This window comes from Streptomyces pactum, assembly GCF_002005225.1.
GTDB classification, from domain to species: domain Bacteria; phylum Actinomycetota; class Actinomycetes; order Streptomycetales; family Streptomycetaceae; genus Streptomyces; species Streptomyces pactum_A.
The window spans coordinates 2,026,502-2,042,237 of record NZ_CP019724.1 but is presented as its reverse complement, the minus strand read 5'-3'; the positions used below and the strand labels follow the sequence as shown (position 1 = coordinate 2,042,237).

The window sequence follows — 15,736 nt, the reverse complement described above, 5'->3', positions numbered from 1 at the left end:
AAGCACCGCCCGCGTGTCGGCGCCGAGTGCCTCCGTACGCCCCAGGCGCGTCAGGCCCGGCGCTCCCAGAAGTCCTCGGCGAACTCCTCGCGGTGGGCGAAGGCCGCGCGCAGGTCGGGTTCGCCGATCGCGTGGACGCCCCGGACGGCGACCGACGTGAGGTAGGTGCGGTCGTCCGCCGAGCCGTCGGCGTGCCGGACGAGGGCACCGATCAGCCGCTGCCCGGCGGGGGAGGCCCAGTGCGAGTACGGGTGCGCCTCCATCCGCGTGATGGCGAGGCACCCCAGGGTCAGGGTGAGCGGCAGCGCGAACCACAGGGCGATCAGCGGGCGCGGCTGGTCCGCCGGCAGCGGCAGGGCCAGGGCGGCGCCGCCCAGCGCGCACACGGCCACGGCCGCGACCCGTACCCGTCGGACCCCGGCGGCGACGCCGCGGGCGCCGTCCGGCACGGCGAGGCCCGCGCCGACCAGCCGTTCGGCGAGGGCCCGCACCGCGTCCGCGGTCGCCGCGGCGGCCCGTACCGGCGCTATCCGGGACTGTCCCCCGGGCCCTATCGCCCCTATGACCGACCGCTCCATCTCGTCCCGCCCGCACGGGTCGACCACGGTCGCCCAGCCGGTGTGCGCGAGCAGCAGCCGGCGCTGGCGTGCCATGGAGACCAGCGTCAGGTCGGCGACCCGTCGGGGGCCGCCGGACAGGAACGCCGCCTCGTACAGGGTCAGCGCATGCTCACGGCCGGCGGCGTGCGGGGCGACGGCGGCCGCGCGCACGGCGGCCAGGCACAGCCGCAGGCACGCCAGGCCGGCGACGGCCCAGGCCGACAGGAGCAGGAGGACCCAGAACATGCCGTACTTCTATGCCAAAGGCTTTCGCCGGCGCCATGCCCTGTTCACATTTCGGGACGCAGTGTTGTGGGTATGTGACGTTCCGTTTGTCGATGTCCCGACGAGGCCGTGATCGGTTCAGCGGCGCAGCAGAACACGCCTGGTGGCGCGGGCCCACCGTGCCCCGGGACGCGCCGACCGCGGCTGTGGCCCCGACCGCTCCAGCCACCACTCCCGCAACTCGTGCCGCACATCGGCATCCCGCGGACGGCCGTTCCGCATCAGGTGCTCGACGAAGTCGAGGGCGTCCCGCCGGTAGCCACCCGTCATCGGACGCTGCTGGGCATAGGCGAGGAAGGCCGGCCGGTACCCCGCACCGAGGACGACCGGCAGCTCGGGCGCGACCCTGGCGACCACGTCCGCCCGCTTCCCGGCCAGCGCCCGCGCCTGCACCCCCAGCCGCACCCGGTCGAACCCCTCGGGCACGGGCGTCCCGGCGACCAGCGCGGACAGCAGCGCGGCCTGCGCCAGGCCGAGCCGCTGCCGTACGGCGTCACCGGCGCCGGACCCGTCACGCGCGGCGCGCGGCCCCACCGCCCCGTCCGCGGCGCGCGCCGTAGCCGCCGCCCGTCGTTGCTCCGCGGCGCGCGCCGTACCCGCCGCCCGTCCCTTCTCCATGGCGCCCCGGATCGCCTCCACCTCCCCCGCCAGCTCGTCCCCCTCGGGGAAGTTCTCGTCGCGCTCGAGCAGCACGCCCGGCGGCATCACCCGCGAGGCGAGGTCGGTCAGGATGTCGAGCACCGGCCGCGGAACGGGGTGGGCGTGGCTGTCGTGCCAGACGCCGTCCCGTTCGAACCCGCCCGCGACATGGACGTAGGCGATGGCCTCCAGGGGCAGTTCGGCGAGGGCCTCGGCCGGATCCTCGCCGCGGTTGACGTGGTTGGTGTGCAGGTTCGCCACGTCGATCAGCAGTCGCACGCCCGTGCGGTCGGCCAGCTCGTACAGGAACTGCCCCTCCGTCATCTCCTCGTCCGGCCAGGAGACGAGCGCGGCGATGTTCTCCACGGCGAGCGGCACGGGCAGCGCGTCCTGCGCGACGCGCACGTTCTCGCACAGCACGTCGAGGGCGTCGCGGGTACGCGGCACGGGCAGCAGGTGCCCCGCCTCCAGGAGCGGGGAGGCGGTCAGCGGCCCGCCCGCCCGGACGAACGCGATGTGCTCGGTCACCAGCGGCGACCCCAGCGCCTCCACCCGCTCGGCCAGCGCCGCCAGCCGTCCCGCGTCCGGCCGTTCGGCGCCGCCGAGCCCGAGCGAGACGCCGTGCGGTACGACGGTCACCCCGCGCTCGCGCAGCCGCAGCAGCGAGTCGGGCAGATGCCCGGGGCAGAGGTTCTCGGCCACGGCCTCGACCCAGTCGATGCCGGGCATCCGCTCGACGACGTCCGCGATCTCCGGACGCCATCCGATGCCGGTTCCCAGTCGCGCCACTCGCCGCATGGTCCCTCCCCCTCCTGCGAACATGTCGGGGGTATCGCCCGCCGCGCCCGGCCCGAACCCCGGAAAGGGCATGTCCAGAGCAACATTTGAGGTTCGCGGCGGAGCCGGGCCGTCAGCGCAGGTCGAGCCGCATCAGCACCCGCGGGTGACCGGCCAGCACCGAGGCGGTGTCGGCGGCGTGGACGAACCCGGCACGTTCGAAGTTCTTCCGCAGCCCGGCGTAGGCCATGGTCAGGTCGACCCTGGCAGCCCCGTTGTCGAGCGGGTACGCCTCGATCGCCGGTGCGCCCCGGGCGCGGGCGAAGTCGACCGCTCCGGCGATCAGGGAGTGCGAGATCCCCTGCTTCCGGTGCCCGGGGCGCACCCGGACGCACCACAGCGACCAGACCGGCAGGTCGTCCACGTGCGGGATCTTGCGGTTGCGCGCGAAGGAGGTGTCCGCGCGCGGCGCCACCGCGGCCCAGCCGACCGGCTCGTCACCGTCGTGGGCGAGCACGCCCGGAGGCGGTCCCGAGCGGCACAACTCTTCGACGTAGGCGCCGCGGGCCGGGCCGCGCAACGCGTTGTTGACCTTGGCCGGGAGGCGGTGGCTCAGGCACCAGCAGACGCTGGACCGCTCGGACTTCGGGCCGAGCAGCGCCCGGACGTCTGCGAAGACCGAGGCCGGGCGGACATCGATGGTCATGGCACCACGATGGCACGGCGCACGGAGCGACGCTCCCGGCCCGCCACCGGGGGCGGTGCGGAAGGTCCCGCTCCCGGCCCGCCACCGGGCGGTGCGGAAGGTCCCGCTCCCGGCGTCGGCCGCCCTCTACCGCAGCGCCGGGTGATCCGCCACCACCGTGCACGACCCCGGCGCGATCTCCGTGTACCCGGCGTCCCGGACCACCGGCAGGCCGCTCGTCGTGAGGGCGCGCCAGCGAGCCGGGTCCGGGGTGCGCACCGCCAGCGGGTAGCCCGCGTCCCGCCAGCCGGACCGGGCCTCGTCGTCCAGCTCCCACCACGCGAGCTGGGCGCCGTGTCCGGCCTGGGCCATCGCCTTGCCGGCCGACATGTCCAGGTCCGGGTTCATCCAGAGCACCGGAGCGGAGAGATCGGCGTCGACCGGCGGCTCCGGGTCGTCGAGGTCGGTGCCGGAGACCTGGAGGCGGGCCAGGTCCTTGGGCCAGCCGTCCAGCGGGACCGGCGGGAAGACCCGCACCTCGGCCGTCTTGCCGGTGACCGTGATACCGGGCAGCGCCTCGGCCCGCCGCCACTCGGCGCCGCGCGCCCGCCGCACCACCTTCCGGATGCGCGCGTCCTGCCAGTCGCGCACCGCCCGTGCCCACTCGCCCTCACCGGCCGACCGCTCGTCGCCGAGCATCACCAGCACCGCCCGGGCCGCGGTCTCCAGCGCGTCGGTACGGGGCGGCGGCGCCGCCCGCTCGATGCGTACGACGAGCGGCAGGACGAACTGCGGCGCGAGGTCGCGGTCGCCGGGCTCGGGGCGGAAGGGGCTGTCGGGGACGGGAGTCGTCGGATCGTTGCTCACGCCCACCAGTCTGCCAAGTCCCGCGCGCACGAGAGGATGGCCCCATGCGACGAGAGCTGCGGCTGGACGGCGTCGGCCGTCGGTACGGTCTGCGCGGGCCCTGGGTACTGCGCGGCGTCGACCTGGGCGTGACCCCCGGCACCCTCGTCCGCGTCGAGGGCGCCAACGGCACCGGCAAGTCGACCCTGCTGCGCCTGCTCGCCGGGATCGACACCCCCACCGAGGGCCGGGTCACCGGCCGCCCCCGCACGGCCTACGTCCCCGAACGCTTCCCGCCCGCCCTGCCCTTCACGGCCGCCGCCTACCTCGTCCACCTCGGCACCGTGCACGGGCTGTCCCGCCGGGCGGCGGCCCGCGCGGCCGGGCAGTGGCTGGAGCGGCTGGGGGCCGCCGGGCACGCCGCCACGCCGCTGGCCCAACTGTCCAAGGGCAGCAGCCAGAAGGTGGCCGTGGCGCAAGCCCTGCTCGCCGAACCGGAGCTGCTCGTGCTCGACGAGGCGTGGACCGGGCTCGACGCCGACGCCCGGGCGGAGTTGGAGCGTGCGGTAGCCGAACGGACCGCGTCCGGCGGTGCGGTCGTCTACGTCGACCACGACCCGAGCCGTCTGGCCGACGCGCCCGACGCCACGTACACCGTGCGCGACGGCGGCCTGCACCGCCGTACCGAGGTCGCCGGGGTCTCGGCCGGACCGCGCGTCGTGGTGCGGGTGCAGGGTCCGCCCGTCGGCGGCCTGCCCGCCGACGCGGTGCGGATCGCCGCCTCCGCCGAGGAGAGCCGCCCCGGCTGCTACGCCCTCACCGTCCCCGCCTCGCACTCCGACGTCCTGCTGCGTACGCTCCTGACCGCCCGGCCGCCGTGGCACGTGGTGAGCGTGCACGCCCAGGAGGGCCCGCGATGACCGCCCTGCTCCGCTACCAGGCCGCCTTGCTGCTGCGCTCCCAACGCTGGCTGCCGCCCGTCATCCTGTACGCCGCCGCGCTCGGCATCGGCGTACAGGGCGGGCAGCCGGTGCTCGACTCCCTGGGCTGGGCGGCGGCCGTGCTGCTGCCGGTCGCGGCCTGGCTGGTACGGATCTGCGTCACCGGCGAGCCGCCCGCCGCCCGGGGATGTGTGGCCGCGGCGCGCGGACCCGCGCGTGCCCACCTGGCCTGTCTGCTGGTGGCGCTCGGCGCCGCGGTCGTACTGGGTGCGGCGGCCACCGTCGTCGTGACGCTGATCAGCGACCCGGTGAGCACGGACCACGGCACGCGCGTGCCCCCGCTCGCGGCGGGCGGTGCCGGACTGCTCGCCGCGCTGGTGTGCGCCCTGCTCGGCACCGCCGTCGGCGCGCTCACCGCCTGGCCGCTGCTGTGCTCGCCCGGCCGCGCGGTCCCGGCACTGCTGCTGGCGGCCCTGCTCGCGCTGGTGGCGTCGGGGTCCCCGGCACGGGCGGCGGTCGGCGGGCTGGTCACCGGCTCGCGGTCGGGGACCGTGCCGCTGCCCCTGTTCCCGCTGGCCGTGGCCGCCCTGGTCACCGCGGCCGCGGCCGCCGCGGCCTGTGCGCTCAGCTCGCGCAGATCAGCCTGAGCAGGCCGTGCGCTGGGCCTCCTGCCACTCGCAGACCGGGCAGAAGGTGATGCCCTTGTACGACTCGGGATACTCCGTCGGCTCCCGGCACAGCACGCACTCGGCATACGGCGGGCCGTCGGCCTTGGGCGGCCGGGTCGCGTCGATCAGACAGTAGTCGTCGGGACCGGTGTCCTCGTCGCTGCTCATCCCTCCAGGGTAGGCCCGTCAGGCGCGGCCGTTCGCGGCGCCGATCAGCTCCGAGACCTTCACGAAGCGGTAGCCCTGGCGGCGCAGCTCGGGTACGACCTTCCGTACCACCTCCTCGGTCACCGGGGCGGCGCTGCGGGTGCAGTGCATGACGACGACCGACCCCGGCCGCACCCCGTCCAGCACCTGCCGGGCCACCGCCTCCGCGTCCGTCGCGAACGCGTCCCCGCTCACCACGTCCCACTGCACGGCGGTGACGCCGGTGCCGGTCAGTTCCCTGAGGGCCGCCTTGTCGTAACAGCCGCCGGGGAAGCGGAAGTACGGCATCGCGTTGCGTACTCCGGCCTTCTCGAACGCCGCGTACGCCCGCTCCACGTCCGTGCGCATCCGCTCCCTGGAGACGGTCGGCAGGCCGTAGCAGTCGTCGGTGTAGGCGTAGTGGCTGTAGGAGTGGTTCGCGATCTCGAACCGCGGGTCCCGGCCGATGGACCGGGCCTCGTCCGGGTACTCCTCGGCCCACCGCCCGGTCATGAACACCGTGGCCGGCACCTTCAGCTTCCGCAGGGTCGCGATCAGCCGCGGGTTGTCGAACCGTTCGCCCGCCGCCGCCCGAGGCCCCTGGTCGGCGGTCATGTCGGCGTCGAAGGTGAGGGCGACCGTCCTGCCGTCCGCGCGCGGACCGTGCTCGAAGACGGGGGTCAGACCCGCGGGGCCGGGGGCGAGCGTCGGCGGCCGGGAGGGGGCCTGCCCGGACGGGGACGCGGAGGGCGCGGCCGGGGCCGGCCGGGGGGCCTGCGGGGCCTCGGCGGTCCCGCAGGCGGCGAGGGCGGCGCCCAGGGCGCACAGGGCGGTTGCGCGTCGTACGAGAGTGATCATCGTACGAACGTATGAGTGTGTTGTTCTGTATGTACGACTATGGGGAGTGACGTGCCCGAGGGGTCACCCTCCCGGGTCAGAACGGGCCTGCCGGGGTCAGATGTCCCGCTGCTCCAGCGGCTTCGTCGCCGGGCCCTCGATCACCTTGCCGTCCGTGCCGAACCGGGAGCCGTGGCAGGGGCACTCCCAGGCACGTTCGGCGGCGTTGAAGTCGACCAGGCAGCCGAGGTGGGTGCAGCGCGGCGAGACGGCGTGCAGCGCGCCGGCCTCGTCACGGTAGACCGCGAGCCGGTCGCCGCCCGCCCGCACGACGGCGCCCTCGCCCGGCGGCAGGGCGTCCACCGGCGGCACGGGCCGCAGCCGGTCGCCGACGAAGTGGCGCGCGACCTCGGCCTGCGTCTTGAGGAACGCCGGCGCCTCGCGCACCGCCGTGCGCAGCCGGCGCGGGTCGTACAGCTCGCTCCACGCGCACTCCTCGCCGGTGATCTGCGCGGTGAGCAGTCGGCCCGCCATCATGCCGCCGCTCAGTCCCCAGCCGCCGAAGCCGGTGGCGACGTAGGTGTGGTGCGCGCCCGGGTGCAGCGGTCCCACCATCGGCACGGTGTCGGTCGGGTCGATGTCCTGGGTGGCCCAGGCGTACGTGAGGTCGACGCCGGGGAAGTGCTCGCGGGCCCAGGCGGACAGGCGGTCGAAGCGCTCCCGGGTGTCGCCCGTGCCGGGGGTGAAGTGCTCCCCGGTGACGACCAGGAGCCGGCGGCCCGCGCCGTCGCCCCCGTCCTCCAGGGGCGCCGTACGGACCGAGCGTGTGTTCTCGTCCGGCGTGATGTACATGCCGTCGACGTCGCGGTCCGCCTCGACGCTCCCGGCGACGACCAGTTCCCGGCGCGGGGAGAGGCGGGTGAAGAGCAGCGCACGGTCGAAGATCGGGTAGTGCGTGGCGACCACGACGTCCCGGGCGGTCACCGTCGCTCCCGTCCCGGTCGCCACCCGGCACGGCTCACCCTCGTCCAGGCCGTGCACGGTGGTGTCCTCGAAGATCCGCCCGCCGTGCGCCTCCAGATCGTCGGCGAGGGCCAGGAGATACTTGCGCGGGTGGAACTGGGCCTGCCCGGTGACCCGCACCGCGCCCGCGACCGGGAACGGCAGCCCCGTCTCCGTCACGAACGACGCCGGCAGCCCCGCCTCCTTCGCGGCGGCCGCCTCGGCCCGCAGCTCGTCCACGCGGCCCGGGTCGCAGACGTACGTGTACGCGCTGCGGGTCTCCCAGTCGCAGTCGATGCCCAGCTCGGCCACGACCCGGGCGGCGTGCTCGATCGCCTCGGACTGCGAGCGGGCGTACAGGCGGGCGCCCTCGGGGCCGCGGGTGCGGCGCAGCTTGTCGTAGACCAGGGTGTGCTGGGCGGTCAGCTTGGCGCTGGTGTGGCCGGTGACGCCGGCGGCGACCCGCCCGGCCTCCAGCACCGCCACGCTGCGCCCGGCCCGCGCCAGTTCCCAGGCCGTGCTGAGACCGGCGACGCCGGCGCCGATCACGGCGACATCGACGTCGAGGTCTTCCGCGAGGGCGGGGCGCGGCGCACCGCCCGGTGCCGTCTGAAGCCAGTACGAGCCGTTGACCTGCGGGTTCTCCGTCATGCGGCCCCGAGTACCCCGTAGTCGCGGCTTCAGTGACCGGGCGGTGCGCGCGCCGCGGGCGGGTGTGCCCGCCCCGGCAGGTGTGCCCGCCGCCGGGGCGGCCCCCGCTACCTGCGCCAGGGTCCCGTCACGGCGAACGTCGTCCCGGGCGTGTAGCAGTTGACGTACATCGTGTCGCCGTCGGGGGAGAAGGTGACCCCGGCGAACTCACCCCACTCCGGTTCCTGAGGCGTCCCGATGTTCTGGGCGCCGCGGGCCATCGCGTACACCTCGCCGCGCCTGGTCACGCCGTAGACGTGCTGGGCGCCGTTGCCGTCCTCGCAGACCATCAGGCCGCCGCTGGGGGCCAGGCAGATGTTGTCGGGGGACTCGCCGGGGAGCTGCACGTCGGTGTCCGGGCCGAACACGATCACCAGGGTCAGCCGGCGCCGCTCGGGGTCGTAGCGCCAGATCTGCCCGTAGTGGTCGCCCGCCGAGCCCTCCGCGCTGCGGGCGAAGGACGACACGAAGTAGACGCTCCGCCCGCCCCAGTAGCAGCCCTCCAGCTTCTGTGCGTGGGTGGCGCCGCCCCGGCCGAAGTCCTGGAAGCGGATGGGTGTCTCCACCGCCAGCGGGTCGGGCACGTCCACCCACTCGACGCCGTCGAAGCAGGCGCCCGTCTCCTGGATCGAGGACAGGTCGGGCACACCCGGCACGCGCATCGCCTGGAGCCGGCCGCCCGCCCGCAGCGAGCCGGTCCCGCCCAGCGGCTTCTCGGGCAGGAAGCGGTAGAAGAGGCCGAACGGCCGCTCGAACGCGTCCTCGGTCTCGTACACCACGCCCCGCCGCGGGTCCACGGCGATCGCCTCGTGCTGGAAGCGGCCCATCGCGGTCAGCGGCACCGCGCCGGTGCGGTGCGGGTCGGCCGGGTCGACCTCGAAGATGAAGCCGTGGTCCTTGGTGTAGCCGTTGGTGCCCGCCTTGTCCTCGGTCTCCTCGCAGGTCAGCCAGGTGTGCCACGGGGTGGGACCGCCCGCGCAGTTCACCGCCGTACCGGCGATCGCGACCCGCTCGTCCTGGACGTGGTTGCGGGAGTCCAGGGTCAGGGCCGTACAGCCGCCCTTGCCCTCCGGGTCGTAGGTCAGGCCCTTCACCGTGGGGACGGGGATCTTGCCGTTGGCACGGTTCTCGTGGTTGCGCACGAGGTGGACGCCGCCGTGGCGGCCCCCGTGGCGGTCCCGGGAACGCGCGGCGAAGGCCGCCATGCCGTCGTGGTTGGACGGGACCGGGCCCTCACCGGAGCGCAGCTCGTCGCCCTCGCGGGACAGGACCCGGTAGCGGAATCCTCTGGGCAGGTCGAGCAGGCCGTCGGGGTCGGGGATCAGCGGGCCGTAGCCGGTGTGGCCCAGGGGCTGCGCGGCGGCGGTGCCGGCGAAGAGTTCGGAGAGGGCTCCGGTGAACGCGATGCCTGCGCCCAGGGCTCCCGTGCGGGCGAGTACCTGGCGTCGGGTTGCGGACATGGGGTGACCTTCCTGCTGGCGGACAGGATTGCGACCCGCTGTGTCTATCACCTGGCACGTTTCCCGGGAACCACACGCGCTACACGCGTCACATGTCGGTCGGCCGCTCCAGGGTCCGGTCCGGCGGCACCCTCTGCGGATTCTCCAGGAACCGCAGCAGCTCCACCGGGAAGGGCAGTACCAGCGTCGAGTTCTTCTCCGCGGCCACCGCCACCACCGTCTGCAGCAGCCGCAGTTGCAGCGCGGCCGGCGTCTCCGACATCTCCCGCGCGGCCTCGGCGAGCACCTTGGAGGCCTGGCGCTCGGCGTCGGCGTTGATCACCCGGGCGCGCCGCTCGCGGTCCGCCTCGGCCTGCCGGGCCATCGAGCGCTTCATGGTCTCGGGCAGCGACACGTCCTTGATCTCGACGCGGTCTATCTGCACGCCCCAGCCGATGGCGGGGCTGTCGATCATCAGCTCCAGGCCCTGGTTCAGCTTCTCCCGGTTGGACAGCAGGTCGTCCAGGTCGCTCTTGCCGATGATGGACCGCAGCGATGTCTGCGCCATCTGGGACACGGCGAACTTGTAGTCCTCGACGCGGATGAGCGCGTAGGCGGCGTCGACCACCTTGAAGTAGACGACCGCGTCCACGCGGACGGTCACGTTGTCCCGCGTGATGCCTTCCTGGGCGGGCACCGGCATCGTCACGATCTGCATGTTGACCTTGTGCAGACGGTCCACCACCGGAACGATCATGGTGAAGCCGGGTTGCCGCACCTCACCGGCGAGCCTGCCGAGCCGGAGGACGACCCCGCGCTCGTACTGCTTGACGATCCGCGCCGCCGATGCGACGTACAGCACCCCGGCGCTTCCGGCGGCGGCAGCCGCGGTCAGCAGCTCCTGGAGCATGGCGACCTCCTCGCCCTGAGGATCGTTTCGCCTACTCCTGTCACGATATGCCGGAGGTCCGGTCCGAGGCCATGCCTCGGACCGGACCTCCGGTTATCGACGGGACTACACCGCCGCCGTCGCCGGTTCGGTGACCTTCACCGGGTCCGTGCCGGTGGCGCTGTGCCGCTCGGCCCAGTTCTCCAGCGCGGTGCGGCAGGCGTGGTCCAGGTGGTGCAGCCCGGACAGGTCCAGCTCGACCGGGCGGTCCTGCGGCAGCGCCTCCAGGCTCTCCAGGATCTTCGGCAGCCGCAGGAAGGTCGCGTTGCCCGACAGGTGCGCCTGGATGGGACCGGCGCCCTTGTCGACCACCTCCAGCTTGAGGTGCGAGGCCTCCCAGGCGGTCTTGGCCACGGACAGGGCCAGACCGATCAGCACGCCCTCGAACATGTTCACCGCGACGATCGACACGGCCGTGACCACCAGGATCAGCGCCTCGCCCCGGTGGCCCCGCCACAGCGACACGATGCCGCGGAACGGGATCAGCTTCCAGCCCGCGTGGACCAGGATGCCGGCCAGTGCGGGCAGCGGGATCAGCGCCAGCGTGGACGGCAGCAGCGCGGCGAACAGCAGCAGCCACACGCCGTGCAGCACCCGGGACGCCTTGGTCCGCGCCCCGGCGCCGACGTTGGCGGAACTGCGCACGATGACCGCGGTCATCGGCAGCGCGCCGAGCATGCCGCACACGGTGTTGCCCGCGCCCTGCGCCATCAGCTCCTTGTTGTACTCGGTGCGCGGGCCGTTGTGCAGCCGGTCCACCGCGGCGGCGCTGAACAGGCTCTCCGCCGAGGCGATCAGGGTGAAGGCGACGATCGTGCCGAGGATGCCCACGCTCGCCAGCTCGCCGAAGGCGTCGGCGCCGGGCGGCTGGATCGAGTCCAGCAGGCCGTTCACCTCGACCGTCGCGACCGACAGGCCGAACGCCGCCGTGACCGCCGTGGCCAGTCCGACCGCGGCCAGCGCGCCCGGCACGGTCCGCGCCCGCTGCGGCAGCCGCTTCCACAGCACCATCACCGCGATGGTGCCCGCGCCGAGGGCGAGCGAGGTGAGCGCCTCGGTGCTGCCCAGCGCGTCGGCCGCGGCACCGGGCAGCCCGGTGAGCTTGTCGAGGCCGGAGGCGGGCGCCTCCAGCCCGGCCGCCGAGTAGAGCTGGCCGGCGATGAGCACGAGGCCGATGCCGGCCAGCATGCCCTCGACGACCGACAGGGAGATCGCCCGGAACCAGCGCCCCAGCTTCAGGGCGCCCATCGCGAGCTGGATCAGACCGGCGGCCAGCACGATCACGCCGAGCGCGGGCAGCCCGTACGCGTCGACCGCGCCGAAGACCAGCACGGTCAGGCCGGCGGCGGGACCGGACACCTGCAGGCTGCTGCCCGGCAGCAGGCCGGTGACGAGGCCGCCCACGATGCCGGTGACGAGGCCGAGTTCGGCCGGGACACCGGAGGCGACGGCGACGCCCACGCACAGCGGGAGGGCGACCAGGAACACGACGAGCGAGGCGGTGAAGTCCTGCCGCAGGTGGGGGAACTTCCGGGAGTTCTCGGTTATGGCGTTCATGCCGGCGCTCACAGGGTCTCGAACGTGTCGGTGTCCGTGCGGTGTTCGCGTACGACCCCGGTGTGGACCTCGTAGTACCAGCCGTGCATCCGCAGTCGGCCGTCCGCCAGCCGCCGCTCGACACAGGGGTAGGAGCGCAGCCGCAGCAGTTGGGCCAGGACGTGGTGCTGTACGGCCTCGGCGACCGTCGGGTCGGCGGGGTCGCACGGCTTCGGCTCGTCCGCGGCGGTCGTCAGCCAGTCGCGCACGGCGGGTACGGCGGTCAGGTCGTCGCCGCGCACCAGCGCGCCGACGGCGCCGCAGTGCGAGTGACCGCAGACCACGAGGTCGGTGACGCCGAGGACCTCGACGGCGTACTCGATGGTGGCGGCCTCGCCGGAGGGGTGCTCGGCGCCGTGGGGCGGGACGATGTTGCCCGCGGTGCGCAGCTCGAAGAGCTGACCGGGCCGGGCGCCCGTGATCAGGGCCGGTACGACCCGGGAGTCGGAGCAGGTGATGAACAGGACTTCGGGCGACTGGCCTTCGGCGAGCCCGGCGAACTCCTCAGGGCGCTGTCCGAACGTGCGGGCGTTGTCGATGAGGGGCTGCATGATGGGTGTTTCCTCCTGGCGCGCGATGGGGGCGCGTCGGATGGGCAGGACAGAGGTGGGGGGGGGGCCGGGCCCTCAGCAGCGGAAGACCTGCAGCGCCGCGGGAGAGTGGTCCGGCGCCGGTCTCGGCCGGTGCCCGGTCGCACGCCCGGACAGGGCGGTTTCGGGCACCACCGGGCCGCGCTCCCGCAGGAACGGGCGTTCGGCGGCGTCGGGCTGGGGTGTGGCGGTGGTGCGGTGCCGGTCGCGGACACGCGGGGAACTGTTCGGGTTCCCGGACCGGCCGGCGTCGTGGCAGGTGACGGTCTCGTCGTGCGGCGCCGTTCCGGAGAGGGTGGTTCCGGGATGGGCGTTGGCCACGGCATCACGGCTCGTATGCGCGGATGCGAAGGGTGTGCCGGGTGCGAAGACCACCAGGGCGATCAGGACGGCGGCGAGGAGCGCGATCACGGACCGGGCCGTCGTGCCTCGTGACATACCGCCCCCCTCCAGGCAGTTCACGCCCGCGGCGTGTGTCGGCGCACGGCCGACGCAAGGTCAATACGTCACCAACGCAGGGTCAACGCGCGGTCAAGAAACACGTTAACCCTGCAAAGAGCTTTGCAGGGTTAACGTAGCGTTACGAGCTGAAGAGAGCCTGAAATTCGCGGGTGAGTTGGCGGGAACGGACTGCTCCGGCCGTTCTCAGGGCGTGTCGACGAGGCGCGCCGCGTCCCGGGCCAGTGCGGTGAGCCGGGAGATCGCCCGGAAGTACTTCTTGCGGTACCCGCCCTTCAGCATCTCCTCGCTGAACAGCCGGTCGAAGGGCAGGCCGGAGGCCAGGACGGGCACCTCGCGGTCGTAGAGCCGGTCCGCGAGCACCACGAGGCGGAGCGCCGTCGACTGGTCCGGCACCGGGCGCACCCCGGTGAGGCACACCGCCGCCACGCCGTCGGTCAGCGCGCCGTAGCGGCTGGGGTGGACGCGGGCGAGGTGGTCGAGGAGCGCGGGGAAGTCGTCCAGGGAGGCACCCTCGGCGGCCTGCGCCGCGCGGGTCACCTGCTCGTCGGAGTACGGCGCCGGTGCCTCGGGCAGGCCGCGGTGGCGGTAGTCCTCGCCGTCGATGCGCAGGGCGCGGAAGTGGGCGGACAGGCCCTGGATCTCGCGCAGGAAGTCGGCCGCCGCGAAGCGGCCCTCGCCCAGCTTGCCGGGCAGCGTGTTGGAGGTGGCGGCGAGCGCCACACCCGCCTCGACGAGCCGGGCGAGCAGGCTGGAGACGAGGACGGTGTCGCCGGGGTCGTCGAGCTCGAACTCGTCGATGCACAGGAGGCGGTGCCCGGACAGGGTCCGCACGGTCTGCTGGAAGCCGAGGGCGCCGACGAGGTTGGTCAGCTCCACGAAGGTGCCGAACGCCTTGCGGGAGGGTTCGGCGGGGGTGGCGTGCCACAGCGAGGCCAGCAGGTGGGTCTTGCCGACGCCGTAGCCGCCGTCGAGGTAGACGCCGCGGGGGCCGGCGGGGGTCTTCGGGGCCTTGCTCCGGCCGAGGCCGAAGAAGCCGCGCCTGCCGGTGGCGGCGGGGGTCCCGTCCAGCCCGGTCGCGAAGTCCTCCAGGACCCGTACGGCCTCGCTCTGGCTGGGCTGGTCCGGATCCGGGATGTACGTGCTGAAACGGGCCGAGTCGAAGCGGGGCGGGGGCACCATCTCGGCGACCAGGCGGTCCGCGGGAACGCGGGGCTCGCGGGCGCACAGGGACAGCGGGGCGGGCGCCGTCCCGGCTATCGGGGGGCGGCCGGCGGGGGTGGGGGCGGGGGAGGAGGACGACACGGGGGTCCATGGTAGGGCCTGTCGGGGGACGCCCGTCGTGGCCGGGGGCGCGCCCGGGCCGGTGCGGCGCGGCCGCCCGGTACCGGCGCGGGCCGGGGGCGGGGTGGGCCGGTGTGCCGTTGCGGTCGCCGGTCGCCCGGCGTGAGTGCCCGCGTGTGGGTGGGCGTGCGGCCCGGAGTCGCGGGGTGCCTCCCGCGGAAGGGGCGCCCCCAGCGGCGCCCCCGGCGCCCACCCGTGCCACGCCTCGGGGTACCTACCGGGCCCTTCACGCCCCGGGGGAGGCACGGCTGCCCGCGGCCCGCGGGCACGGGCGGCCGGCGGGGCCCCGCGGGCGGGGCGGCCGCGCGGTTCGGTTTCCGGGTGCGTGGAACACTGCACGGCATGCGACGCCTGTTCCCCGTGACACCTGTGACCGATCAGACAGCCGGCCCGGGCTCCGACGGGGCCGACCGGGAGTGGAGCCTCGCCGAGCTGGCCGCCGCCTACGCCTACCCCGAGCCGGCCGGGGGTTCGGGGGCGTGGCTGCGGGCGAACATGGTCTCCACCCTCGACGGCGCCGCTCAGCACGACGGCCGGTCCCAGCCCATCTCCAGCGCCGCCGACATGCGTGTCTTCGGCACCCTGCGCGCCCTGGCGGACGTGGTGGTCGCGGGCGCCGAGACCGTACGCCAGGAGGGGTACCGCCCCGCCCGCTCGCGTGCCGAGTTCGCGGAGCTGCGGCGGGCGGCCGGGCAGCGCCCCGCGCCGGCGATCGCGGTGGTCAGCGCGAGCCTGGAGCTGGACTTCTCGCTGCCGCTGTTCACCTCGCCGCTGGTGCCCACCCTGGTCCTCACCGGTGCGGCCGCGGCCCCGGACCGGATGGCGGCCGCCGAGAAGGCCGGCGCCCGCGTGGTGATCGCCGGTGACGGCGTCGGCGTGGACCCCGCCCGCGCCGTCGACGCGCTCGTCGCCCTCGGGCACACCCGGCTGCTGACCGAGGGCGGCCCCCGGCTGCTGGGGCAGTTCGTCACGGCCGGCGTGCTCGACGAGCTGTGCCTGACCGTCTCGCCGATGCTCACCGCGGGCGACGCGCAGCGCATCGCGGGCGGCCCCTCGGTCGAGGTCCCGCGGCGGTTCGCGCTGGCGTCCCTGCTGGAGGAGGAGGGTTTTCTCTTCGGCCGGTACCGCCGGGACTGAGGAAATCGACGGAATCTGCCGTTCCGCTTAGTCCGGGCCGGGCACACTGAATCCGGCAGTACCCGTG

16 protein-coding genes are annotated in these 15,736 nt (G+C 74.4%); 3 read left to right on the top strand and 13 right to left on the bottom strand.

Annotation, left to right across the window (positions count from 1 at the left end):
* Nucleotides 1-50 precede the first annotated feature (50 nt).
* From B1H29_RS08520 to B1H29_RS08505, 4 genes are all read right to left on the bottom strand, one after another.
* Nucleotides 51-845 carry a TIGR04222 domain-containing membrane protein gene (locus B1H29_RS08520; RefSeq protein ID WP_055419664.1) on the bottom strand — a complete coding sequence of 265 codons (795 nt, stop codon included), beginning with the start codon at nucleotides 843-845 and terminating at the stop codon, nucleotides 51-53.
* A 117-nt stretch (nucleotides 846-962) separates the two neighbouring features.
* The gene (locus tag B1H29_RS08515; RefSeq protein ID WP_079160095.1) at nucleotides 963-2,312 is read right to left on the bottom strand and encodes a DUF692 domain-containing protein; all 1,350 of its coding nucleotides are present in this window, start codon (nucleotides 2,310-2,312) and stop codon (nucleotides 963-965) included.
* A gap of 121 nt (nucleotides 2,313-2,433) precedes the next feature.
* On the bottom strand, nucleotides 2,434-3,006 hold the full coding sequence (locus B1H29_RS08510; protein WP_055419662.1) for a GNAT family N-acetyltransferase: 573 nt from the start codon (nucleotides 3,004-3,006) through the stop codon (nucleotides 2,434-2,436).
* Between the two features lie 126 nt (nucleotides 3,007-3,132).
* Nucleotides 3,133-3,852, bottom strand: a complete 720-nt coding sequence (locus B1H29_RS08505) for a peptidyl-tRNA hydrolase (RefSeq protein ID WP_055419971.1) — start codon at nucleotides 3,850-3,852, stop codon at nucleotides 3,133-3,135.
* 44 nt (nucleotides 3,853-3,896) lie between these two features.
* On the opposite strand from B1H29_RS08505, the gene B1H29_RS08500 reads away from it, so the two are divergent.
* The gene (locus B1H29_RS08500; protein ID WP_055419661.1) at nucleotides 3,897-4,751 is read left to right on the top strand and encodes an ABC transporter ATP-binding protein; all 855 of its coding nucleotides are present in this window, start codon (nucleotides 3,897-3,899) and stop codon (nucleotides 4,749-4,751) included.
* Nucleotides 4,748-5,419: a hypothetical protein gene (locus B1H29_RS08495; protein ID WP_055419660.1), complete on the top strand. Its 672-nt coding sequence runs from the start codon at nucleotides 4,748-4,750 to the stop codon at nucleotides 5,417-5,419. Before B1H29_RS08500 ends, B1H29_RS08495 begins: the two co-directional genes overlap by 4 nt.
* On the opposite strand, the gene B1H29_RS08490 is transcribed toward B1H29_RS08495, so the two are convergent.
* The 9 genes from B1H29_RS08490 to zapE all read right to left on the bottom strand — a co-directional run bounded on the left by B1H29_RS08490 (nucleotide 5,411) and on the right by zapE (nucleotide 14,493).
* Complete coding sequence (locus tag B1H29_RS08490) at nucleotides 5,411-5,608, bottom strand: hypothetical protein (protein ID WP_055419659.1); 198 nt, start codon at nucleotides 5,606-5,608, stop codon at nucleotides 5,411-5,413. The two genes, B1H29_RS08495 and B1H29_RS08490, sit on opposite strands and share 9 nt — an antisense overlap.
* 18 nt (nucleotides 5,609-5,626) lie before the next feature.
* The gene (locus tag B1H29_RS08485; RefSeq protein WP_055419658.1) at nucleotides 5,627-6,484 is read right to left on the bottom strand and encodes a polysaccharide deacetylase family protein; all 858 of its coding nucleotides are present in this window, start codon (nucleotides 6,482-6,484) and stop codon (nucleotides 5,627-5,629) included.
* Between the two features lie 96 nt (nucleotides 6,485-6,580).
* Complete coding sequence (locus tag B1H29_RS08480; protein ID WP_055419657.1) at nucleotides 6,581-8,116, bottom strand: FAD-dependent oxidoreductase; 1,536 nt, start codon at nucleotides 8,114-8,116, stop codon at nucleotides 6,581-6,583.
* Nucleotides 8,117-8,223: 107 nt separating this feature from the next.
* Entirely contained in the window at nucleotides 8,224-9,615 is a 1,392-nt protein-coding gene (locus B1H29_RS08475; protein WP_055419656.1) for a PhoX family protein, read from the bottom strand.
* Between the two features lie 88 nt (nucleotides 9,616-9,703).
* Nucleotides 9,704-10,504: a slipin family protein gene (locus tag B1H29_RS08470; protein ID WP_055419655.1), complete on the bottom strand. Its 801-nt coding sequence runs from the start codon at nucleotides 10,502-10,504 to the stop codon at nucleotides 9,704-9,706.
* Nucleotides 10,505-10,609: 105 nt separating this feature from the next.
* Nucleotides 10,610-12,100, bottom strand: coding sequence for a SulP family inorganic anion transporter (locus tag B1H29_RS08465; RefSeq protein WP_055419970.1), 1,491 nt, complete (start codon nucleotides 12,098-12,100; stop codon nucleotides 10,610-10,612).
* 8 nt (nucleotides 12,101-12,108) lie between these two features.
* The gene (locus tag B1H29_RS08460) at nucleotides 12,109-12,690 is read right to left on the bottom strand and encodes a carbonic anhydrase (RefSeq protein ID WP_055419654.1); all 582 of its coding nucleotides are present in this window, start codon (nucleotides 12,688-12,690) and stop codon (nucleotides 12,109-12,111) included.
* Between the two features lie 75 nt (nucleotides 12,691-12,765).
* On the bottom strand, nucleotides 12,766-13,167 hold the full coding sequence (locus tag B1H29_RS08455; RefSeq protein WP_055419653.1) for a hypothetical protein: 402 nt from the start codon (nucleotides 13,165-13,167) through the stop codon (nucleotides 12,766-12,768).
* A gap of 207 nt (nucleotides 13,168-13,374) precedes the next feature.
* The gene (gene zapE / locus B1H29_RS08450; RefSeq protein WP_055419652.1) at nucleotides 13,375-14,493 is read right to left on the bottom strand and encodes a cell division protein ZapE; all 1,119 of its coding nucleotides are present in this window, start codon (nucleotides 14,491-14,493) and stop codon (nucleotides 13,375-13,377) included.
* Between the two features lie 381 nt (nucleotides 14,494-14,874).
* Here zapE and B1H29_RS08445 point away from each other — a divergent pair, with 381 nt between their 5' ends.
* Entirely contained in the window at nucleotides 14,875-15,669 is a 795-nt protein-coding gene (locus tag B1H29_RS08445) for a pyrimidine reductase family protein (RefSeq protein WP_055419651.1), read from the top strand.
* Nucleotides 15,670-15,736 lie beyond the last annotated feature (67 nt).